This window comes from Streptomyces sp. NPDC049970, from assembly GCF_040660235.1.
GTDB lineage: Bacteria > Actinomycetota > Actinomycetes > Streptomycetales > Streptomycetaceae > Streptomyces.
The window spans coordinates 45,302-67,500 of record NZ_JBFALP010000021.1 but is presented as its reverse complement, the minus strand read 5'-3'; the positions used below and the strand labels follow the sequence as shown (position 1 = coordinate 67,500).

The window sequence follows — 22,199 nt, the reverse complement described above, 5'->3', positions numbered from 1 at the left end:
GGGGGATGCCGGAAGCCGGATCCCCAGCGGTCTGCCGAGCGCGAGGGACTCATTGTGGGAGGTACGTACATGAGCGGGACGTCCACGGCCGTGAGCAAGCTGCGCGCCGCAGCCGACGGTGCCAACCGCTGGGTCGTCCTGGTCGTCCTCTGCCTCAGTCTGCTGCTGGTCGCGCTGGACGCGACCGTGCTGCACGTCGCCGTCCCCGCCGTCACCGAGGACCTGCGGCCCAGCGCCGTGGGCCTGCTGTGGATCGTGGACGCCTACCCGCTCGTCTGTGCCTCGCTGCTCATCCTCTTCGGCACGCTGGGTGACCGGATCGGCAGACGCCGGGTCCTGCTCTGCGGCTACGCGCTCTTCGGGATCGCCTCCGCACTCGCGGCGACGGCCGGGTCGCAGGGGGTGCTGATCGGGGCGCGTGCGCTGCTCGGCGTCGGCGGAGCGATGATCATGCCGGCCACCCTCTCGATACTCCGCCAGGTCTTCCCCGACCGGCGCGAGCGCGCCCTCGCCATCGGCATCTGGACCGCGGTCGCCGCGGTGGGGGCCGCCACCGGGCCGGTCATCGGCGGATTCCTCGTCGAGCACTACTGGTGGGGCTCGGTCTTCCTGGTCAACATCCCGCTCATGGCGCTGCTCCTGCCGGTCGGACGCTTCCTGCTGCCCGAGTCCCGCGGCGAGAGCGACGGCCCCTGGGACGTGCTCGGCGCGCTGATGGCCGCGGCCGGTGTGCTCGGTGTCGTACTCGGGATCAAGCGGGTCGGGGGCGGCGAGGGACTGCTGAACCCCGCGACCCTGGTCCCGCTGATCGCCGGCGCCGCGCTGCTCGTCCTCTTCGTGCGCAGGCAGAAGCGGCGTACGCATCCGCTCATCGACATCGCGATGTTCTCGCGGCCCGCCTTCACGACCGCCGTCGGCTGCATCGTCCTGGCCATGCTGGCTCTGGTCGGCCTGGAGCTGATCGCGGTCCAGTACCTCCAGCTGGTCCTGGACCTCAGCCCGCTGGAAACCGGTCTGCGGCTCCTGCCGCTGACCTTCGCGGCGATGGCGGCGGGTGCCACGGGCTCGTACACCCTGAGCCGGATCGGTCCGCGCCGGATGGTCGGCTGGGGCTTCGTGCTCACGGCGGCCTCGGTGCTCCTGCTGACCCTGATGGGCCAGCACGACCGGCCCGTGCTGCTCACCTCCGCCTTCGTGCTGCTGGGATTCGGGTTGCAGTCCACGCTGTTCGGGGCGTACGAGTCCATGCTGAGCGAGGCCCCGGCGGAACGGGCGGGGGGCGCCGCCGCGATCGGGGAGACCTCCTACCAGCTGGGCGCGGGCTTGGGCATCGCGTTGCTCGGCAGCGTCATGAACGCGGCCTACGCCCCCGGTCTCACCCGGCTGCACGAGGAGGGCGTACCGGCGGCGGCCGGCTCGGCCGCCTCGCACTCGCTGGGCGAGGCCTACCAGGTCGCGGGGCGGCTGGGCGGGCCCATGGGCGACCTGCTGCGGAACACGGCGCGGCACGCGTTCATGGACGGTCTGCACATCACGCTGCTGGTCAGTGCGGGGCTGCTGCTGCTCGGAGCGCTGGCGGCGCTGCGCCTGCCCCGCCTCATGGACTGCTCCCCGGCCGGGGAGGAGTGCCGGGAATCCGTGGCCACCGTGCCGGAGCAGGCCGCCGCCCCCGTCGTGCCGGGCCCCGCCGGGCCCGCCGTGGGGCGTCGGCCCGGGCCGCCCAAGGCGGCACACGGGCCGGCGCTGCCGGCGCGACGCGAACCGGCCGAGGCGACCGGCTCTGGACGGGCCGCACGCTGAGCCGTAACGTCGGCGGGGCGTCTTAACTACCACTGCTAGTTTCAGTACCGTGGCGCGTTTCCTTACCGTGCGATCCGCCGGAGGCACCCTCATGTCCACCACCGAGTCCGCGAAGCCGTCGAAGCTCCCTCCGTTCGACCCGCGCGACCCCCTCGGCATCGACGATCTCCTCGATCCGGAGGACCTCGCGATCCGCGACACCGTGCGCACGTGGGCCACCGACCGGGTCCTCCCGCACATCGCCGAGTGGTACGAGAACGGCGAGCTCCCCGGCATCCGGGAGCTGGCCCGCGAACTGGGATCGCTCGGCGCGCTGGGCATGTCCCTGAAGGGATACGGCTGCGCGGGAGCGACCGCGGTCCAGTACGGCCTGGCCTGTCTGGAGCTGGAGGCCGCCGACTCCGGGATCCGCTCCCTGGTCTCGGTCCAGGGTTCCCTCGCCATGTACGCCATCCACCGCTTCGGCTCCGAGGAGCAGAAGGAGCGCTGGCTCCCAGGCATGGCGGCCGGCGAGACCATCGGCTGCTTCGGCCTCACCGAGCCCGACCACGGCTCGGATCCCGCCGGGATGCGGACGTACGCCAAGCGCGACGGCACGGACTGGGTGCTCACCGGCCGCAAGATGTGGATCACCAACGGATCTGTCGCCGGGGTCGCCGTGGTGTGGGCGCAGACCGACGAGGAGGGCGGCGGCTCCGGAATCCGCGGCTTCGTCGTCCCGACGGACAGCCCCGGCTTCTCTGCGCCCGAGATCAGGCACAAGTGGTCGCTGCGCGCCTCGGTCACCAGCGAACTGGTCCTCGACGGCGTGCGGCTGCCGGCCGACGCGGTCCTGCCCGGTGCCACCGGGCTCCGTGGACCGCTCAGCTGTCTGAGCCACGCCCGCTACGGCATCGTCTGGGGGGCCATGGGCGCCGCGCGCGCCAGCTTCGAGGCCGCACTGGACTACGCGAAGTCCCGCGAGCAGTTCGGCCGGCCGATCGGCGGATTCCAGCTCACCCAGGCGAAGCTCGCGGACATGGCCCTGGAACTCCACAAGGGCATCCTGCTCGCCCACCATCTGGGCCGCCGGATGGACGCGGGAAGGATCCGTCCGGAGCAGGTCAGTTTCGGAAAACTCAACAACGTGCGGGAGGCGATCGAGATCTGCCGCACCGCGCGGACGATTCTCGGCGCCAACGGAATCTCACTGGAGTACCCGGTGATGCGTCACGCGACCAACCTGGAGTCGGTCCTCACCTACGAGGGAACCGTCGAGATGCATCAGCTCGTGCTGGGCAAGGCGCTCACCGGCCTGGACGCTTTCCGGTAGGCCGTTCCGGCGAGCGCCCCGCTCAGCTCTGGTTGAAGAAGCCGTCGGCCGGCCGGCCGACGGCTTCGCCGTTCACCACCTGTGTGTGGGCGGGGGTCAGCAGGAAGACCCGGGTGGCCACGCGCTCGATGGAGCCGCGGAGTCCGAAGGTCAGTCCCGCCGCGAAGTCCACGACCCGCTTGGCGTCCGTGGGGTCCATGGCCGTCAGGTTGACGATCACCGGCACGCCGTCCCGGAACAGCTCGCCGATCCCTCGTGCGTCCCGGAAGCTGTCCGGGGTGACGGTGGCGATCCTGCGTCCCGTGTCCTCGGCCTTCTCCGACGCGACCTGAACGCGCGGGTCGGTCACCCAGGGCTGGTTCGTGCCGGTATCGCCGTCCTCGGAGTACTCGTCGTCGTAGTACCGCTCGTCGTTGTTCTCCACGAGGCCCAACCAGGCACTCGCCTTGCGCACCGATCCCATGGACGCCTCCTCTCACCGCGGTTCTGTGGTGTTCCGCATCTCTTTCCTATCCCTATGGTCGTCCATGATGCGGATACAGCGCCAAGGAGATAGGCGGCGCGCAGGCGATTCGTGACGCTACTGGTGCAGATCATGTGGCGATTCGTCAGGGTTCATGCCGTATAAGGCGGGTTGCGGAAGGAAAATATGATGCTCCCGTCCGTACGGGTGACATGGGGTGCGTACGGGTGAACGGATCACTCGATACGATGCACGCCGCGCAGGCGCACGAGCGCGGCGCGTCAGGTGAACGGCTCCCGGGGGATCGTCGTGTTCGGAATCGTGAGGCCCTGCACCCATCGGCTGTCCGAAGGGCTCAAGACGGAGTGGATGGCGCATCTCTGCGGACTCTGCCTCGCCTTGCGCGCGGACCACGGACAGTTCGCCCGGGTCGTCACCAACTACGACGGCCTGATCGTCTCGGTCCTGACGGAGGCTCAGTCCGTGCGGGATGCCGGGCGGCGGCGTACCGCCGGGCCCTGCCCCCTGCGCTCGATGCGTACGGCGCCGGTGGCCCGCGGGGAGGGCGCCAGGCTCGCGGCCGCCGTGTCGCTCGTGCTGGCGTCCGCGAAGGTGCGTGACCATGTGGCTGACCGGGACGGGCTGTTGAAGCGCCGCCCGGTGGCCGCAGCGGCCCGCCGGGTCGCGGCCGGCTGGGACAGGGCCGGCGCGCGTACGGGTGCCGAGCTCGGCTTCGACACGGCGGTCCTGGTCGACGCCGTCGACCGGCAGACCGGGATCGAGTCCCTCGCCGGTCCCGGCACCCCGCTGCTGACGGTCACCGAACCCACCGAGACGGCGACCGCCGCGGCCTTCGCGCACACCGCCCTGCTCGCGGGCAAGCCGCGGAACGCCGCGCCGCTCGCCGAGGCCGGCCGGCTCTTCGGGCGCCTCGCGCACCTGCTGGATGCCGTGGAGGACCAGGGAACAGACGCCGCGTCAGGAGCCTGGAACCCGCTCACCGCGACCGGCACCCCGCTGACCGAGGCCCGCCGGCTGTGCGACGACGCGCTGCACGGCGTGCGCCTCGCGATGCGGGACGCGGAGTTCACCGACGGCACGCTGGCGCACGTACTCCTGGTGCACGAACTGCGCCGCTCGGTGGACCGGGCCTTCGGCTCGGCGTCCTGCTCCCACCAGCCCGGCGGCGGGCCGGCCGGATCGTTCGGCCCGCAGCCCGGGAACCCGTACGCTCCGACCCCCGGCGGCCCGTCCGGCCCGCCGCTCCCGCCGGAGCCGCCCCGCAACCGGCGCGGCCTCATAGCCGGCTGCCTGGTCTGGGCCGGGCTCGCCTGCACCTGCCAGTTGTGCTGTGCCGGCAGCTTCCACGACCCCTGGAGCGGCCAGGAGCGCGAAGGGCTCTGCCACAAGAACGACTGCTGCGACTGCTGCGAGGGGTGCGGCGACGGCTGCGGCTGCTGTGGCGACTGCTGCAGCTGCGGCGAGGGCTGCGACTGCGGCTGCGACTGCTGAGGAAGCATCAGGCCCGTTGCCCCGCACCGCTGCTGATCCCGTGGCGGCCGTCCCGGGTCCGCCGCCTCACCTGATCTCGGGCGGCGAGATCTGCGACGTCTCGATGGCCGACTCCCCGGTGCCCCACTTCTCGAGGACGCGGTCGTAGGTACCGTCCTTCTTGAGGCTGTTCACCGCCGCCTGGAAGGCGGGTGCCAGCTGGGTGCCCTTCTTGAAGGCGAAGCCGACGTCCAGCCGCTTGAACTCGTTGAGGAAGCGCAGGCCCTTCTGCTGGGTCACGGCGTAGCGCAGGCCGTTGATCGTGCTCATCAGGACGTCGCTGCGGCCCTGCTGGAGCGAGATCCAGACGGCTGCCTGGTCGGCGTACGTCCTGACCTCGTACGGCTTCTTCCCCGCGTCGGCGCACAGGTGCCTGTTCTCCTCCAGGGTGGCCTCGAAGGTGGTCCCGGCGCCGGTGCCGACGGTCAGACCGCACAGCTGGGTGAGTTCGGTGACCTTCTTCAGCTTGCTGTCGTCGCGGACGGCGAACCCCTGGCCGTCGTTGATGTACGTCACGAAGTCGATCGTCCTGCGGCGTTCGTCCGTCACCCCGAAGTTGCCCGTGCCCAGGTCGTACTTCCCGCTGCCCAGTGCGGGCAGGATCGCCTCGAACGAGGCCACCTCGCGCTTCACCTCCAGCCCGAGCTTCCTCGCCACCGCGTCCGCGAAGTCGATGTCGGCTCCGGCGAGGGTCTTCCCGTCCTCCCGGTAGAACGCACCGGGAGGGGCCCCGACGCTGGACGCGAGGGAGAGGGTGCCCGAGCTGCGCACACTCGCGGGCAGCAGATTCGCCGCGGCCTCGTCCTTCTTCACCGACGACACCACGTCGGCGGACGGGATCCTCCCCCTGCCCGCGGCCTCCGCGGGCGAAGCCGTTGGATCACCCGACCCGCAGGCGGTGAGCGAGAGAGCGGCCACGGTGATCAGCGCGAAGGCGGCGTTGTGCCTGGTTCGGGGCATGGCGGAGTTTCTCCGGGTTCGTCGACCCCGCTCCGCGGCAGAGGCAGCACGGAGCGTCGGGGCGGGAGATCAGCGATACGAGGGGAGGGCGGAGCTGTGCTGTGCACGCGAAGGAACGCTGCGGAAGGAGCTCGAACGCCGACGGGGGCGCGAGCGGAGGAGAGGGAGACGCAGGGGGGTCAGCTCAACACGAACAGGACCACACACGACCGAAGTCGATGTGGGAGCGGGTGACCAGCCACAGCTGCGAATACATGGCCCAAGTGGAACAGGCATCCGGTTGCGCGTCAACCGGGCTGAGACGTGCGGCTCACACTGTGGACAAGCTTGACAACAGGGCCCCGACGGCGCTTCTCTCAGGAACGGACCGGCGCTGAGGGGCCCGGTCCACGTTGTGCTCCGCACCGAAGGCACGCCCCGTGTTCGATCTCTGCATCCACGGAGCCTTCGCATGTCCGCGCCTACAGACAGCCTTTCCTCCTCACTTCCCGCCAGGCCCCGTGAGGCCGCCGAAGAACCGGCCCCCCGCATCGTCCCCGTGCGCCGGACAGGGCAGTGGGCGGCGGCGGTCGCCGTCCTGGTCCTCCTGGCCGGCGCCCTGGTCTCCGTCGTGCGCAACGACGCCTTCCAATGGGACGTCGTCGGTGACTACCTCACGACCGACTCCGTGCTGCGGGGCCTCGGGCTGACCCTGTGGCTCACCGGCCTGGTCATGGTGCTGGGCTTCGCCCTCGGCACCCTGCTCGCCGTGTTCAGGCTCTCCGGCAACCCGGTGCTCAGGGGCGTCAGCTGGGGCTACATCTGGCTGTTCAGGTCCACGCCGATCCTCGTCCAGCTGCTCTTCTGGTTCAACATCGGCGCCCTCTACCCACAGATCCTCGGTGTCGACACGGTCAACCTCCTCGGCCCCGTCGCCGTCGCCGTCATCGGGCTCACGCTCCACGAGGCCGCGTACGCCGCCGAAGTGGTCCGAGGCGGCATCCTGTCGGTCGAGCGCGGCCAGCTGGAGGCCGCCCAGTCGCTCGGACTCGGGCCCTGGCGGCGGCTCCGGCGGATCGTGCTGCCGCAGGCCATGCGCTCCATCGTCCCGCCCGCGGGGAACATGCTGATCGGGACGCTCAAGGGCACCTCCATCGTCAGCATCATCGCCGTACAGGACCTGCTCTACTCGGTGCAGCTCGTCTACCACCGCACCTACGAGGTCATCCCGCTCCTGCTGGTCGCCACCCTCTGGTACGTCGCCGTCACCTCGCTGCTCTCCCTCGGCCAGTACTACGTCGAACGCCACTACGCCCGCGGCACGGCAGGCGCACGGTGAGCGGCGCACCCGTCCTGGTCGTCGTAGGCGGCGGACCGCGCGGCACCGGAGTCCTCGAACGCATCGCGGCCAACGCCGCCGAGCTGTACGGCGACCGCCCCCTGGACATCCACCTCGTCGACCCGTATCCGCCCGGCGGCGGACGGATCTGGCGGCAGGACCAGTCCCCGCTGCTCTGGATGAACTCCATGGCAGAGGACGTCACCATGTTCACCGACGAGACCGTCCAGCTGGACGGCCCGGTGAGCCCCGGACCCGCACTGCACACCTGGGCCGCGGACGTCCGCGCCGGACGGACCGTCATCGGTGCGGACCCCGGGATCCTGGAGGAGATCCACCGGCTCGGCGACCAGGACTTCCCCAGCCGACGGCTGCAGAGCGCCTATCTGCGCTGGGTGTACGAGCGGGCGGTCGCCGCGCTCCCGCCCGGCATCACCGTCCACGAGCACACCGGCCTCGCACACCGGGTCTCGGGCCCACGGGACGGCCGGCAGCACGTCTGGCTCCGGGGGCGCGCCGAGCCGATCGCCGCCGACCTCGTCGTCCTCACCGTCGGCCACCTCGACGCCGAACCGGACACGGAGCAGCGGGAGTTCACCGCATTCGCCGAACGCCACGAACTGACCTATCTGCCACCGGACTTCACCGCCGACACGGATCTGACGGACCTGCCCGCGGGTGAGCCCGTCATCGTGCGCGGCTTCGGCCTCGCCTTCATCGACCTGATGGTGCTGCTGACCGAGGGGCGCGGCGGGCGCCACGAGAACGGGGTCTACCTGCCCTCCGGCCAGGAACCCGTCCTGTACGTCGGATCGCGGCGCGGCGTCCCGTACCACTCCAAGATCGGCTACGCCTGGCAGGGCGAACACCCGGCACTTCCGCACCACTTCGGCCCTGCCCAGGTGGAGGAGATCCTCGGCAGGCCCGGCCCCGTGGACTTCCGGCGCGACCTGTGGCCGCTCATCGCGAAGGAGCTCGGCCAGGCGCACTACCGGCGGCTCTACGCCGCCCACCCCGAACGCACCGCCGTCGCCCGGCACGACTTCGAGGAGAAGTACGCCGTCGCGGAACCCGGCAGCCCCGAGCTCGCCGCGCTCGTCGCCTCGGCCGTACCCGACCCGGCCGACCGGCTCGACCTGGACGCCCTCGACCGCCCCCTCGACGGGGTGCGCCACGACTCGTACGACGACCTGCAGGACGGCCTGCGCGCCTACATCACCGCCGACCTCGAACGCCGCCACGACCCCCGGCACAGCCCCGACCTCGCCGTGTTCCTCGGACTGCTCTCCGTGTACGCGCAGTTGACCCGGCTCGGGGACACGGGGAACCACTGGCACGGCTTCTTCAGCTACCTCGCCTCGGGGCCGCCCGGCCCCCGCCTGCGCCAGCTCCTGGCCCTGTCGCGAGCCGGGGTCGTGCGCTTCCTCGGCGCGGACACGACCGTGGACGCCGACGAGGAGCAGGGCGTCTTCCGCGCCCGCAGCGCCACCGTGCCCGGCGCCCACACCGAGGCCCGCGCCCTGGTCGAGGCCAGGCTGCCCGACCCGTCGCTGCGGAACACGCGCAGCACGCTGCTGCGGGGCCTGCACGAGGACGGGGCCGCCGGCACCGGCACGGGGCTGCTCTCCGTGGACCCCGCGGACGGACGAGTGCTGTACCGCGACGGCCTCCCGCACCCGCGCCGCTTCGCGCTCGGCCCGTACACCACCGCACGTTCCAGCGGCGCCTTCACCCGGCCGCGCACCGGAGGACCGGCCTTCGGGCAGAACGACGCCACCGCCCGCACGGCGCTCGCGTTCCTGCGCGACCTCTCCTGTCGGGACCGCCTCACAGCCTGAGCGCGCCCCCGTTCCCACACACGTCGCAGAAGGAACCCACACCATGTCGCTGACCAGCGATCCACCTCTCGACCGCCCGACCGGTGCCGACCCGGGCGAGAAGACGGCCGCCCATGAGTACGCGGCCCTGAAAGTCGTACCGGTGCGACACCCCTGGCGCTGGGTGTCCGTCGCCGCCACCGCCGTCCTGCTCGCCCAGTTCCTGAACGGGCTGATCACCAACCCCGGTTGGGAGTGGGACGTCTTCGCCCACTTCGTCACCACCGGGACCGTCCTCCACGCCGTATGGGTCACCCTCCAGCTGACCTTCTACGGCACCGTCCTCGGCTTCGCGATCGGCATCGTCCTGGCCTTCATGCGGCTGTCCGCCAGCCCGTTGCTCAGGGCGGTCTCGTACGCGTACGTCTGGGCGTTCCGCTCGATCCCGCTCATCGTGCAGCTGCTGTTCTGGTTCAACCTCGCCTACCTCTACAAGGAGCTCCGGTTCGGCATCCCGTTCGGGCCCGGGTTCGTCTCCTTCGACACCATGAACCTCGTCGGCGCGATGAGCGCCGCCGTCCTCGGTCTCGCGCTGCACCAGGCGGCGTACGCGGCGGAGATCGTCCGGGGCGGCGTACTTGCCGTGGACAGCGGCCAGTTGGAGGCCGCAGCCGCGCTCGGGATCCCGCGGCTGCGCCAGCTGCGGCGCATCGTGCTGCCGCAGGCGATGCGGTCCATCCTGCCGAACGCCGCCAACGAGATCATCTCCCTCTTCAAGGGAACCTCGATCGTCTCCGTGATGGCGATCGGCGAACTCTTCTACCAGGTCCAGGTCGTCTACGGCCGCAACGGCAGGGTCGTGCCGCTGCTCATGGTCGCCACCGTCTGGTACATCCTCCTGACCACCGTGCTCTCCGTCCTCCAGCACTACGTCGAACGTCACTACGCCAAGGGGGCCGTGCGATGAGCGCACCCGCCAGGACCACCGGCACCGAAGCCATGGTCGAGATCCACTCCGTACACAAGAACTTCGGCTCGCTGCAGGTGCTCCGGGGCATCGACCTGTCCGTCCGGGCCGGTGAGGTGACCGTCGTCCTCGGCCCGTCGGGTTCCGGCAAGTCCACGCTGCTGCGCACCATCAACCACCTGGAGAAGGTCGACCAGGGCTGGATCAGCGTCGACGGCACCCTGGTCGGCTACCGCAGGTCCGGCGACAAGCTGTACGAGCTGCGCGAGCGCGAGGTCCTGCGCCAGCGCACCCGGATCGGCTTCGTCTTCCAGAACTTCAACCTCTTTCCGCACCTCACCGTCCTCGAGAACGTCATCGAGGCGCCCGTCGCCGCCCTCGGCCGCCCTCGCAGGGAAGCCGTCGCGGCGGCGGAGCGGCTCCTGGCCCGCGTCGGACTGGCCGACAAGGCCGGGGCGTACCCCAAGCAACTGTCCGGCGGCCAGCAGCAGCGCGTCGCCATCGCCCGTGCCCTCGCCCTGGAACCGAAGCTGCTCCTCTTCGACGAGCCGACCTCGGCGCTCGACCCCGAACTCGTCGGTGAGGTCCTCGACGTCATCAAGGACCTCGCACACGGCGGCACCACGATGATCGTCGTCACGCACGAGATCGGCTTCGCCCGCGAGGTCGCCGACACCGTCGTCTTCATGGACGAGGGACGGATCGTCGAGCAGGGCACGCCATCCGACGTCCTGGACCACCCGGTCCAGGAACGCACCCGCGCCTTCCTCTCCAAGGTCCTCTGAGCCGTGTCCCCGCGGCCGTCCTCACCACCGTCCCCGCAACCGTCCCCGCGATCAAGGAGCAGTCACGTGCCCGTCCGCCGCACCCTCACCGCCGCCCTCGCCACGCTCACCGCCGCCGGGCTGCTCACCGCGTGCGGAGGCACCGACGTCGCCGACGACGTGATCCGTGCCGATGGCCGGAAGGACACCGGTGTCAACATCGGCCCCGACCAGAACCGGATCAGAGGTGAGAAGGTCGACGCCATCGCGGCCAAGGTGCCGGCTGCCGTCCGCGAGCGCGGCACCCTCCGGCTCGGTGCGAGTGCCGACGCCTCGCCCCCGCTCGGCTTCTACGCCACCGACGACAAGACCCGGATCGGCAGCGAGATCGACCTGGCCACCCTCATAGCGGACACCCTCGGTCTGGAGCCCGAGTTCGAGGAGGTCTCCTGGGAGAACCTCTTCGTCGGTCTGGACAGCTCGAAGTTCGACGGAGTCCTGTCCAACGTCACCGTGACCGAGGAGCGCAAGGAGAAGTACGACTTCGCGACCTACCGGCTCGACAACATCGCCTTCGAGGCCGAGAAGGGCTCCGGCTGGAAGGTGAAGGGCCCGGCGGACGTGGCGGGGAGGACGATCTCCGTGGCCTCCGGCACCAACCAGGAGAAGATCCTGGTCGACTGGAACGAGCAGAACGTCGAGGCGGGCCGGAAGCCGGTCGACATCAAGTACTTCCAGAAGGACACCGACTACTACCTGGCCCTCCAGTCGGGCCGCATCGACGCCTACCTCGGCCCGAGCCCCTCGGCCAACTACCACGTCGCCTCGGCCGGACAGTCCGAGATCATCGGCACGCTCTCGGGCGGTGGTGACGGCGTGCAGGGGAAGATCGCCGCCACCACGAAGAAGGACAGCGGGCTGGTGGAGGCGTACGGCGCCGCGATCGACCACATCATCCAGGACGGTTCCTACGCCGAGGCGCTGGGGCGCTGGGGCCTTTCCGACGAGGCCGTCGAGAAGTCCGAGATCAACCCGCCCGGCCTCCCCAAGACCAAGAACTGACCCCGAGAGGTTCCGCATGTCCGCCACCAGGCCACTCCACCTCGCCGCCGAGATCGGCGGCCCGCCCCGCTACGACGCGAACGCCCACGTTGCGCTCGCCCGCCTCGCCGAACGGGGCGCGCTCGACTTCGTCACCCTCAACGACTCCTTCGCCCGGCCGGGCCCCGACGCCCTCGCCGTACTCGCCCGCGTCGCCCCGGCCACCAGCAGGATCGGCCTCGTACCGACCGTCACCACCACGCACACCGAGCCCTTCCACGTCTCGTCCGCCGTCGCCACCCTCGACTGGGTCAGCAGGGGACGCGCGGGCTGGCAGGCCGACGTCTCGACCACCGGGGCCGAGGCACGGCTGTTCGGCCGTCGCGCCGCCGCACCCGCCGCCGAGCTGTGGCAGGAGGCCGGTGAGGTGGCCGACGTCGGTGCCCGGCTGTGGGACAGCTGGGAGGACGACGCGGAGATCCGCGACGTCGCCACCGGCCGCTTCGTCGACCGCGCCAAGCTGCACTACGTCGACTTCGAGGGCAGCCACTTCTCCGTACGGGGCCCTGCCATCGTGCCCCGGCCACCGCAGGGGCGGCCCGTCACCGTCATCGACGGCACGAGCGGCCCGGCCAGGGAGCCCGCCGCCCGGCACGCCGACGTCGTCCTCGTACGCGCGACCTCGCCCGAGCAGGCGCAATCGCTCCGCGACGACCTGCGCCGAGGAGCCGCCGCCCACGGGCGTGACCCGGACACCCTCCGGGTGCTGGTCTCGCTCACCGTCGACCTCGGGGACGCGGAGACGGCGCCCGAACCCGGCCTCACGAGCGGTCCGCGACTGGCCGGGCGGGGGACCTACTTCCGGGGCGGCCCGGTCGACCTCGCCGAACTCATCACCCGGTGGCACCGGGGAGGGGCCGTGGACGGCTTCCACCTCACCCCGATCACCCCGGAGCGCGACCTGGAGCGGATCGTCAACGGGACCGTCGCGCTCCTCCAGCACCGGAGCCTGTTCCGCTCCTTCCACCCGGGCGGGACACTCCGCGAGCACCTCGGCCTGAGTAGGCCGGCCAGCCGCTTCGCAGCCGCCGCGGCCTCCGGGGGGAAGTCATGAAGCCGATGCACCTCGCCGCCCACTTCCCGGGCGTCAACAGCACGACCGTGTGGACCGATCCCCGGTCCCGGAGCCAGATCGACTTCGCCTCCTTCGAGCACCTGGCCAGGACGGCGGAGCGCGGGAAGTTCGACTTCTTCTTCCTCGCCGAGGGGCTCCGGCTGCGTGAGCACAACGGCCGGATCCACGACCTGGACGTGGTGGGCCGCCCCGAATCCCTCACCGTGCTCAACGCCCTCGCCGCGGTCACGGAGCGGCTGGGGCTCGCGGCCACGGTCAACGCCACCTTCAACGAGCCCTACGAACTGGCCCGCCGCCTGGCCACGCTCGACCACCTCAGCGCCGGCCGCGCCGCGTGGAACGTGGTGACCTCATCCGACGCCTTCACCGGGGAGAACTTCCGCCGCGGGGGCTACCTCGACCGGAGCGGCCTGCCCCAAGGTCCCGACTCCGCTCGAACAGAGGGGACCCCCTACACCCGCGCCGCGGAATTCGTCGCCACGGCACGGGAGTTGTGGGACTCCTGGACGCCGGACGGCACATCGCGGCCGTTCGCCCACACCGGACAGCACTTCGACATCGCCGGGGAGTTCACGGTCCCGCGCTCACCCCAGGGGCACCCGGTCGTCATCCAGGCAGGGGACTCCGACGCGGGCAGGGAGTTCGCCGCCTCCGCAGCCGACGTCATCTTCACCCGGCACGGCACCCTGGAGGCCGGGAAGGCCTTCTACGCCGACGTCAAGGCCCGCCTGGCGAAACACGGCAGGCAGCCCGGAGACCTGAAGATCATGCCGGGTGTCACCGTCGTGATCGGCGACACGGACGCGGAGGCCCAGCACAACGCCGCCGAGATCCGCAGTCTCCAGGTCTCCCCGCAGAACGCCATCCTCGCCCTCGAACAGGTCTGGGGCCGCGACCTCTCCTCGTACGACCCCGACGGCCCCCTCCCCGACATCGACCCGGATCCCGCGTCGAGCCTGGTCCAGGGCCGGGTGCGGGTCGCGGACCCGCTCGCCGTCGCCGCGAAGTGGCGGGCGCTCTCGGAGGCCAAGGGGCTCTCCATCCGCCGGACGGTCATCGAGTCATCGGCCCGGCAGTCCTTCATCGGCTCCCCGGAGACGGTCGCCGCCGCACTGGAGGCCTTCGTCGCCGCCGACGCGGCCGACGGCTTCATCCTCGTACCGCACCTCACTCCTGGCGGCCTCGACGACTTCGTCGACCGGGTCGTCCCGCTCCTCCAGGAACGCGGAGCCTTCCGCTCCGAATACACCGGCTCCACGCTGAGGTCGCACCTGGGCCTGGCCGAGCCGGTGTGGAAAGGTTGACCGCATGAGCACGGACGCACAGCAGGACAGCGAGGAGTTCCACGCCTGGCAGCGCTGGCACGAGGGGCGCATCGTCGCGGTGGCCGCGCCGCACGGCCCACTCGCCCTCACCGGCACCCACTGGCTCGCCGACCACCCGGAGGGGCGGATTCCGGGCGTACCCGGGCTGTGGCGCGAGGACGGCGACGAGGTGGTGCTCACCGCCACCCCCGAGGACGGGCTGACCGTCGACGCGAAGCCGCTCACCGGCGACGTACGCCTGGGCGCCGACCGGGGCGCCATCGACACGTCGAGGGTGGCGCAGACGGAGCGCAGGCTGGTCGTGCTGCGCCGCGAAGGCCTCTGGGCGGTAAGGGACTTCGACCCGCTCTCACCGGCACGGCACGCCTTCCGGACCATCGAGGCCACTCCGTACGACGCCCGGTGGTCGGTGGACGGCACCTTCCGGCCGTACGACACCGAGAAGAGCATCCGGGTCGAGAACGCCGACGGGCGCGAGCGGGGCCTCGGCCTCTCGGGCGAGATCGCCTTCACCCTGGACGGGACCGAGCACACCCTCCAGGTCGCGGTCGAACCGGACGGCTCGCTCTGGGCCGTCTTCGCCGACGCCACCAGCGGGGACACCAGCTACCGGTTCCGCTTCCTCAGGCCCGCGGCGCCCGGCGAGGACGGCAGGGTGCGGGTCGACCTCAACCGCGCACTGCTGCCGCCGTGCGCCTTCGCCGACCACTTCATCTGCCCCTTCCCACCGCCCGGCAACACCCTCACGGCGGCCGTACCGGCGGGGGAGCGGAACCGCATCGACGGCTGACCCGGCCCGGCCCCGCGTCACCGTTCCGCGCCCTCCCGTCCCTCCGGGCCGGGCGGCCGCGTCAGCCCCTTCGGCCCCTGTCCGCCCCTGCGGCCACAGGGGCGTCGGGCCGACCGCACTGCCCGCGCCGGGCGGCCGAAAGGCCCCCTTGCGCGGCAAGTCGACGCCCCGAATACTCCCGAGCAGCGCTCGTCAGGTCTGCGCCTTCTCCCCGATTCGCACGCTTTCGGTATGCGTGCGCCCCTGACCGCGCCTCACGGGTCCGGCCACCCCACCTGCGGGCCCCCGATTCCCCTCGGGAGGAACGAGAAGTGAGGATCAAACGCACCAACCCCCTCGGCGGCAGCACCGCGGGACGCGGCCGGATCACGGCCGTCGTCACGGGCCTCGTCGCTGTCGCGGCCTTCGCGGTCCCCTCGGCCAACGCCGAGCGGACCGGAACGTACAGCGCCAAGCAGCTCGACGCGGCAGGAGCGGCCGTACTCGAGGCCGACGTCGCCGGTACCGCCTGGAACACCGACCCCGCGACCGGGCGGCTGGTCGTCACCGCGGACAGCACCGTGTCGCAGGCCGAGATCGCGAGGATCAGGAAGGCGGCCGGGGCCGACGCCGGCGCCCTGCGCATCGAACACACCCCCGGAAGGTTCAGCAAGCTGATATCGGGCGGTGACGCCGTCTACTCGTCGAGCGGGCGCTGCTCCCTCGGGTTCAACGTCCGCAGCGGCAGCACCTACTACTTCCTGACCGCCGGCCACTGCACCGAAGGCACGGACACCTGGTGGGCCGACGCTGCCCACACCACGGTCCTCGGCACCACGACGGGATCCAGCTTCCCGACCGACGACTACGGCATCGTGCGCTACACCAACACCTCGGTCGTCAAGTCCGGCACCGTGGGCAGCCAGGACATCACCAGCGCCGCCAACGCCACCGTCGGCATGGCCGTCACCCGCCAGGGGTCGACGACCGGTATCCAAAGCGGCATCGTCACCGCTCTCAACGCCACGATCAACTACGGCAACGGGGACGTCGTCCACGGCTTGATCCGCACCAACATCTGCGCCGAACCCGGTGACTCCGGCAGCCCTCTCTACTCCGGTACCCGGGCGATCGGGATCCTCTCCGGCGGCAGCGGCAACTGCTCCTCCGGCGGTACGACCTACTTCCAGCCGGTCACCGAAGCGCTGAGCGCGTACGGGGTGAGCGTGTACTGACCCGTCCGGTCACCTTCGCACCCCCGTGAGCCCCCGCCGATTCCCGGCGGGGGCTCCCGTTCCGCCCTGGGCCTTTGAGAGGATGCGGGTACGGTCGGTCGCATTGGCATCACGGGGGGCTACCGCTGTGCGCTCCGGAGGGATGCCCTGCGGCCCCCGCAGACACCAGGGGGTTCCAGGTCCGTGAAACGCATCGGAGTGACCGGTCACCGCTCCATTCCTACGGAGGCCCGGGCCCAGGTGCTGGAGGGGATGAGGGCGGCGCTCCGCGGTCACGAAGGCTCCCTGGAGGCCCTCTCCAGCCTGGCGGTCGGGGCCGACACCCTGTTCGCCGACCTGGCGCTGGCCCACGGCGCGGAGCTGACCGTGGTCATCCCCAGCGGGGACTACGAGTCGGGGTTCCCCGACCGGGCCGACCTCGCTCGGTACCGGATGCTGAGGGCCCGTGCCACACGTGAGGTGCGGCTGGACTTCCCGCACTCCACCGACGAGGCCTACTACGCGGCGGGCGCCTACATCGCCGACCACTGCGACCGGCTGCTCGCGGTCTGGGACGGCCGGCCCGCGCGGGGCCTGGGCGGCACCGGCGACATCGTGACGTACGCCCGCACCCTCGGCCGGCCGGTCACCGTCATCTGGCGCGAGGGGGTGGAGCGCGGCTGACACCGCTCGGCGTGCGACCCCGAGCCGGACCCGCAGGGCGTCACATCCAGTGGCGGGCCCGCGCGCGGTATCCGGCCCCCACCCCGTAGCCCGGATCTCACAAGGCGTCACATCCGGTGTCTGACCAGCCAGTCCGTGTGCTCGGGTGAGACGATCCGCTCCGTCTCGAAGACCGCGGCGGCCCACTGCCGCTCGGTGAGGGTGGTCTCCATCGCCGCCTGCATGCTCTCCAGGTCCTCCTCCACCAGAGAGTGCGCCGACACCAGAGGGTGATGGCGTCGCATCTCGTTCCAGGCGAGGCAGCCGGCCGCCGCCGCGGAGAACGTCCCCGTCAACGCCAGGGAACCGGCGCCTCCGAACGCCTGCAGCACCGCGAGTACGAGGGCGGGCAGCGTCAGCACGGCGACGGTGCTCGACCAGACGAGCGCCCCGCGCCGCGACACCAGCATGCGCCTGCGGTACCAGCGCCGCTGCTCGATGAGCCGGTCCCTGATGTACGTCTCCTTGCGTACGGTGAAGGCCTTGTCCCGTAACTCCCGCATGGAGGCGGTGATCAGCCCGCCACCGGAGTCCGCCAGCTCCTCCCTGGGGTCGTCCCACCCCACCTTGCGCAACTCCTGCAGTCCCTCCTCGAGCCGGCTCGCGAACACCGCCTCGGGGTGCTGGACGCCGGTGTCGAAGGGGGATCCGTGGACCGCGTAGCGCCAGCAGTTCGACTTGATGAACTCCGCTGCGGAGCGGTTGAGTTGCCAGTGCGACTTCGCTTTGCGCCGTGAGGTGAGGTAGGTCGCGACCAGGACGCCGAGGTACGCCGACACCGCTACGGCGTCGAGGAGTTGGATCGAGTCACCGACTTCGACGTGCCAGGGCAGTGCGGCGGGTACGGTGCCCAGGACGAGCAGGGCCAACTGCGCGCGGGTGCTGTTGACCGCCTCACGCCGGCGCGCGACGGCGACGGCGTCGGTGTGGTGGAAGAGCGCGGGCAGATCGGCGCTCCTGAAGACCATGCTCCGCAGCGGTCCGGGAATCGCTGGCATGTTCACCCCCGTCTGCAGTTGTGGCTTACCTGTCGGGTCGTGCGGCCGGACCGGCTGCCGGAGCCGGGTCCGATCGGTGCTGCCCGGGGCTCGGAGGGCGCGGCGGCCGCCTACCGGGGCCACGAGAGTAGGTCGCGGCTCCGTCGACGGCAATGGCGCCTCGGCGGTCTCCCGATGCGCGAAGGGCCCCGCAGGGCGCTCTCGTGCGGCGCGTGCCCTTGTGCGAGGATCGAGCAACAGCATTGCTTTGTAAGGGAGTTGTGGCACCGCCGGGCAACTCCCTGTACGTCGGGCCGGGGAGGGCCGAGTGGTCGGAGCGAGTTCGGGAGGCGCCGCGCCCCTGGCGGGTGCCCAGCGCAGAGTGCGGCGGAGTCCGCTGCTGTTCACCGCACCCCTGGTGCTGCTCGCGCTGCTGGTGCTGGTCCTCCTGTGGGAGTCCGTACGTGCCAACGTCGGGCCCGCGGCGTCGGGTGAGTGGCCCTGGCGGTTGCAGTTGCTCGACATGGAGGCCCTCGGGAGCCTGTTGGCCGTCGCGGCCGGTGCGGTCCTGGCGCGGGCCCAGTACGCCCGTACGGTGCGCCCCTACCTGGGCTGGCGGAATTCCTGGGTGAAGGACCACCTCAAAGGGGACGTCCAGGCATGGAGAGTGGGCATACTGAACGGCGGTCAGCACATCGCCGCCGTCGAGTCGTACGACTTCCTGGTGGTTCCGGCCGGGGCGGGCGCCCCGGACCGCGCCGGATGGACCGATCTGAACGGCGCCGCGGCCGAGCTGACGGCTCTGGGCCTGGCGGTCGCCGAGGACTTCCAGCTGATCGACATGGGTACGGGATTCCCTCTGGTGGGCACCGGTAGCTACGAGACGGTGCTGGTGGGAGCCTTCTCGAAGAAGTGCGTGGAGCGTGTCGACGCCCTCTACACCCGGGTCCGGGTGGTCGACGTGGTCGGGGACAGCCATGAACGCGTCGGGGACTGCCTGAGAGGGGCGAGGGCGACGGCTTCCGCCTCCCTCGACTGACCCCCGAGCCGGCCGCGACCGCCGCGACACAGGGTGCCTGAGCGCCGGACGGGTGAACGCTGCTTCTGCGGAGGCCTGTTGGCGCAGGAGGTTCCGGTGCGGCCAGGTGCTGCTGTTCGGGTGGCCCCGCGACTCGTGGTGGTACGACGCGAGAGAAAAGGGTGAAACGGCTGTTCGCAAGCAGAATCACGAGGTGGTGAGGCCCCCGTCGTACCTCGGGCCCCGGCGCCGGTGCGGGCTCGCCCGGCGGGTACTCACCCGCGTGGCTCAATCGGCGTCAGAATTTCGGTCATCGCAATTCGGCTTAAACGCGGGTTTTCGTCTCACGGCGGCGTTTGCGACGGCCTGCGCGGGCGGTAAAGTCGTGCCGCCGGGCACTGCGAATACGCAGGTACCGGCTGCGATCCAGTGTCCAGGAACAGTCCAGAAACAATCCATCAAGGACGGCCCGTGAAGACCTACGAGACCTCCCCCTCCTTCGCCATTGCGAAGAAGAGCCGTGTACCGCTCGCCATGATCGACGCACGGGGCGCCGACGCCTCGAGGAAGATCGGGCGGGTATTCGGTACCTCCACGAGTCGCCCCACCGAGATTTCGACCTTCAGCTCTGCACTCTGAGACGAGGGCCGATGGCTAGACTGGGGGAATGACAGGACCCCTGGTCCCCTTTCGCGAGGTCGTGCTGAAGGTTCACAGCAGATGCGATCTCGCGTGCGACCACTGTTACATCTATGAACACGCAGATCAGAGCTGGCGTACCCGTCCTAAGTCCATCTCTGACGAAGCCATTTCATGGACGGCTCGAAGGTTGGCCGAGCATGCGTCGGAGCATGCGCTCGATTCGATGTCAGTGATCCTGCACGGAGGCGAGCCGCTCCTGGCCGGCCCAGCGCGACTGCGCCGTGTCTGCGAGGAGCTCACATCGGCATTGGACGGTATCGCTGAGCTGGACCTGAGGATCCATACGAACGGCGTCCAGCTCAGCCCCCGCTATCTCGACCTCTTCGACGAGTTCGGCGTCAGGGTCGGCATCTCCCTCGACGGAGACCGCGCCGCGAACGACCGGCACCGGTTGTTCGCCAACGGCCGCACCAGCCATCCCCAGGTCCTCAGGGCGGTCGAACTCCTGCGGCAGGACCGCTACCGGCATCTGGACCTCGGGCTGCTGTGCACCATCGACATCCGCAACGATCCGGTCGCGGTGTTCGACGCGCTCGCGAGTCTCGGACCACCACGGGTGGATTTCCTTCTTCCGCACGCCACCTGGGACGAACCTCCGCCGCGGCCCAACGGCTCACCCACGGCCTACGCCGACTGGCTCCTGGCGGTCTACGACCGCTGGACGGAGCGCGGCCAAGAGGTCCCGGTGCGTCTCTTCGCCTCGGTCCTGTCCACCCTGAGCGGCGGCCCCAGCCTCACCGAATCGCTCGGACTCGCTCCCACGGACCTCGTCGTCATCGAGACGGACGGGCAGCTGGAGCAGGTGGATTCGCTCAAGAGTGCCTACGAGGGCGCCGCGGCCACCGGTTTCGACGTGTTCCGCAACTCCTTCGACGACGTCGCCGCGCACCCCGGGGTACGGTCCCGCCAACTCGGGCTGGCCGGCGTCAGCGAGACCTGCCGTTCGTGCCCCGTCGTACGTTCGTGCGGAGGCGGCCTCTACACGCATCGTTACCGGTCGTCCAACGACTTCGACAACCCCTCCGTCTACTGCGCCGACCTCGCCGCGCTGGTGCGCGGCATCGAGGAACGCGCCGCTGTGTCCATCGGATCCGCCGTGGTCGACGACCCCGCGGAGCTCGGGGCGGCGGGGCTCGATGTGAACAGGACCCTCCTCGCCGGACTGCACACCAGGCTCGGCGCACGCGACCACGACGGCTGGCGGGAGGCCTGGGGCCTGGCGGCCGAGGTCGAACGGACCGAGCAGGGCGCCGCCGCCCTGGACGAGGTGCTCGCCCATCCCTTCACCCGCACCTGGCTCCGCGGGGCGAGGAGCGCGCCGGACGATCCCGTCCATGTGGACCGGGCGGCCGGACGGCTCGCCGTGTCGGTGGCCGCGGCGGCCGTCCGTGCGCGGCTGGCCCTCACCGTCCCTGTCCGATTCACCGACGGCGTGCTCTTCCTGCCCACGCTCGGCGAGTTGCGGCTCGGTGCCCCGGGCGAGCGGGGCCGTGTCCTGGTGCGGCCGGAGGGCGAGGGGTTCCTGGTCCTCGGCGCGGACGCCGGAGCGGGGCGACGCGTCTCCTCCACCACGGCGGACGGCCCCGACTGGCTGCCACTCCGGCGGACGGGGGGCGACGGCGTGCCCGTCCTCGTACTCGACGATCTGGATCCGCACCGCCAGTGCTTCGACGCTCCCGCGCTCCCGCGGCTCACCGCGCGGGAGGCCGAGGACTGGGGGACGCGACTGGCCCTGGCCTGGAAGCTGCTGCGGGAAAGGGTGCCCGGGCAGGCGGCCGAGGCTGCCGAGGTCCTCGTGACCCTGACCCCTCTCGCCACCGGACCCACCCGTGCCGGACGGCACGGTTACGGAGCGCTGGGCATCGGGGCCGACGGCGGCGACGAGGAGCTGGCGCTCGCGCTGCTGCGCGGATTCCGCCGCACCAAGTTCCAGGCGCTCGTCGAAGTGACGGATCTTTTCGCTTCGGACGGGGCGTGGAATTACCGGCTGCCGTGGAATCCGGAATCCGTACCGTTCTCCCGTGCGCTCTCGGAGACTTTCGAACGGGTCGGTGCGGGACTCTTCGCGCCGACGCTCCTGACCGGGGTCCGCCAGGCACTTGACGCGATCGAATCGGCTCCCGAACTGACCATCGACGGAGCGCGGATTCTGGGTGGACTCCGAAAGGAGATCATCGAGGGCGTACGGGGAGCATCCGGGAAAGAACGACTGCAAGACCTTTCCTGATCAAGGGCAGCGCTGACCGCACGTGGGGATGGATGTCTGAAAAGCAACGGTGAATGACCGAACGGCAGGGGGGTGGAGTGCGGTCCGCTCCGTAATGATGAATTCGCTCGCATCGA

At 70.9% G+C, this 22,199-nt stretch carries 19 protein-coding genes; 16 read left to right on the top strand and 3 right to left on the bottom strand.

All coding sequences use genetic code 11. The features are described from left to right. Positions 1 to 69: 69 nt before the first annotated feature. On the top strand, positions 70 to 1,800 hold the full coding sequence (locus tag AB0I83_RS27460) for an MFS transporter (protein WP_363306532.1): 1,731 nt from the start codon (positions 70 to 72) through the stop codon (positions 1,798 to 1,800). A gap of 91 nt (positions 1,801 to 1,891) precedes the next feature. After that, complete coding sequence (locus AB0I83_RS27455) at positions 1,892 to 3,112, top strand: acyl-CoA dehydrogenase family protein (RefSeq protein WP_356536030.1); 1,221 nt, start codon at positions 1,892 to 1,894, stop codon at positions 3,110 to 3,112. Positions 3,113 to 3,134: 22 nt separating this feature from the next. Here the strand turns inward: AB0I83_RS27455 and AB0I83_RS27450 are convergent, their stop codons facing one another. Continuing rightward, a complete protein-coding gene (locus AB0I83_RS27450) occupies positions 3,135 to 3,575 on the bottom strand; it encodes a cell division protein SepF (RefSeq protein ID WP_356536031.1) in 441 nt (146 codons plus the stop codon). A 309-nt stretch (positions 3,576 to 3,884) separates the two neighbouring features. On the opposite strand from AB0I83_RS27450, the gene AB0I83_RS27445 reads away from it, so the two are divergent. Beyond that, positions 3,885 to 5,087: a DUF5685 family protein gene (locus AB0I83_RS27445; RefSeq protein ID WP_363306531.1), complete on the top strand. Its 1,203-nt coding sequence runs from the start codon at positions 3,885 to 3,887 to the stop codon at positions 5,085 to 5,087. Positions 5,088 to 5,153: 66 nt separating this feature from the next. Here AB0I83_RS27445 and AB0I83_RS27440 read toward each other — a convergent pair whose 3' ends face one another. Then, positions 5,154 to 6,086, bottom strand: a complete 933-nt coding sequence (locus AB0I83_RS27440) for an ABC transporter substrate-binding protein (RefSeq protein WP_363306530.1) — start codon at positions 6,084 to 6,086, stop codon at positions 5,154 to 5,156. A 451-nt stretch (positions 6,087 to 6,537) separates the two neighbouring features. On the opposite strand from AB0I83_RS27440, the gene AB0I83_RS27435 reads away from it, so the two are divergent. The 10 genes from AB0I83_RS27435 to AB0I83_RS27390 all read left to right on the top strand — a co-directional run bounded on the left by AB0I83_RS27435 (position 6,538) and on the right by AB0I83_RS27390 (position 17,120). Next, complete coding sequence (locus tag AB0I83_RS27435; RefSeq protein ID WP_356536034.1) at positions 6,538 to 7,404, top strand: amino acid ABC transporter permease; 867 nt, start codon at positions 6,538 to 6,540, stop codon at positions 7,402 to 7,404. Then, positions 7,401 to 9,242 (top strand): FAD/NAD(P)-binding protein, encoded by a 1,842-nt coding sequence (locus AB0I83_RS27430; RefSeq protein ID WP_363306529.1) that lies wholly within the window; start codon positions 7,401 to 7,403, stop codon positions 9,240 to 9,242. The genes AB0I83_RS27435 and AB0I83_RS27430 overlap by 4 nt, the downstream gene beginning before the upstream one ends. A 43-nt stretch (positions 9,243 to 9,285) precedes the next feature. Beyond that, complete coding sequence (locus AB0I83_RS27425) at positions 9,286 to 10,188, top strand: amino acid ABC transporter permease (protein ID WP_363306528.1); 903 nt, start codon at positions 9,286 to 9,288, stop codon at positions 10,186 to 10,188. Between the two features lie 32 nt (positions 10,189 to 10,220). Continuing rightward, on the top strand, positions 10,221 to 10,973 hold the full coding sequence (locus AB0I83_RS27420; protein WP_356843522.1) for an amino acid ABC transporter ATP-binding protein: 753 nt from the start codon (positions 10,221 to 10,223) through the stop codon (positions 10,971 to 10,973). A 66-nt stretch (positions 10,974 to 11,039) separates the two neighbouring features. Then, the gene (locus AB0I83_RS27415; RefSeq protein ID WP_363306527.1) at positions 11,040 to 12,014 is read left to right on the top strand and encodes an ABC transporter substrate-binding protein; all 975 of its coding nucleotides are present in this window, start codon (positions 11,040 to 11,042) and stop codon (positions 12,012 to 12,014) included. 16 nt (positions 12,015 to 12,030) lie between these two features. Then, entirely contained in the window at positions 12,031 to 13,107 is a 1,077-nt protein-coding gene (locus AB0I83_RS27410; protein ID WP_363306526.1) for an LLM class flavin-dependent oxidoreductase, read from the top strand. Between the two features lie 5 nt (positions 13,108 to 13,112). Beyond that, positions 13,113 to 14,432 (top strand): NtaA/DmoA family FMN-dependent monooxygenase, encoded by a 1,320-nt coding sequence (locus AB0I83_RS27405; RefSeq protein WP_363306555.1) that lies wholly within the window; start codon positions 13,113 to 13,115, stop codon positions 14,430 to 14,432. A 4-nt stretch (positions 14,433 to 14,436) separates the two neighbouring features. Beyond that, a complete protein-coding gene (locus AB0I83_RS27400; protein WP_363306525.1) occupies positions 14,437 to 15,243 on the top strand; it encodes a DUF1684 domain-containing protein in 807 nt (268 codons plus the stop codon). A 311-nt stretch (positions 15,244 to 15,554) separates the two neighbouring features. Next, positions 15,555 to 16,457: a S1 family peptidase gene (locus AB0I83_RS27395; RefSeq protein ID WP_363306524.1), complete on the top strand. Its 903-nt coding sequence runs from the start codon at positions 15,555 to 15,557 to the stop codon at positions 16,455 to 16,457. Between the two features lie 183 nt (positions 16,458 to 16,640). Then, positions 16,641 to 17,120, top strand: coding sequence for a hypothetical protein (locus tag AB0I83_RS27390; RefSeq protein WP_356536041.1), 480 nt, complete (start codon positions 16,641 to 16,643; stop codon positions 17,118 to 17,120). A gap of 107 nt (positions 17,121 to 17,227) precedes the next feature. Here the strand turns inward: AB0I83_RS27390 and AB0I83_RS27385 are convergent, their stop codons facing one another. Then, positions 17,228 to 18,157: a DUF4231 domain-containing protein gene (locus tag AB0I83_RS27385; protein WP_356536042.1), complete on the bottom strand. Its 930-nt coding sequence runs from the start codon at positions 18,155 to 18,157 to the stop codon at positions 17,228 to 17,230. A 307-nt stretch (positions 18,158 to 18,464) separates the two neighbouring features. On the opposite strand from AB0I83_RS27385, the gene AB0I83_RS27380 reads away from it, so the two are divergent. From AB0I83_RS27380 to fxsB, 3 genes are all read left to right on the top strand, one after another. After that, positions 18,465 to 19,175 (top strand): hypothetical protein, encoded by a 711-nt coding sequence (locus AB0I83_RS27380; RefSeq protein ID WP_356536043.1) that lies wholly within the window; start codon positions 18,465 to 18,467, stop codon positions 19,173 to 19,175. Positions 19,176 to 19,625: 450 nt separating this feature from the next. Further along, positions 19,626 to 19,793 (top strand): FxSxx-COOH cyclophane-containing RiPP peptide, encoded by a 168-nt coding sequence (gene fxsA / locus AB0I83_RS27375; protein ID WP_356536044.1) that lies wholly within the window; start codon positions 19,626 to 19,628, stop codon positions 19,791 to 19,793. A 28-nt stretch (positions 19,794 to 19,821) separates the two neighbouring features. Continuing rightward, positions 19,822 to 22,083: a radical SAM/SPASM protein FxsB, inactivated metallohydrolase extension form gene (gene fxsB, locus AB0I83_RS27370; protein ID WP_363306523.1), complete on the top strand. Its 2,262-nt coding sequence runs from the start codon at positions 19,822 to 19,824 to the stop codon at positions 22,081 to 22,083. Positions 22,084 to 22,199 lie beyond the last annotated feature (116 nt).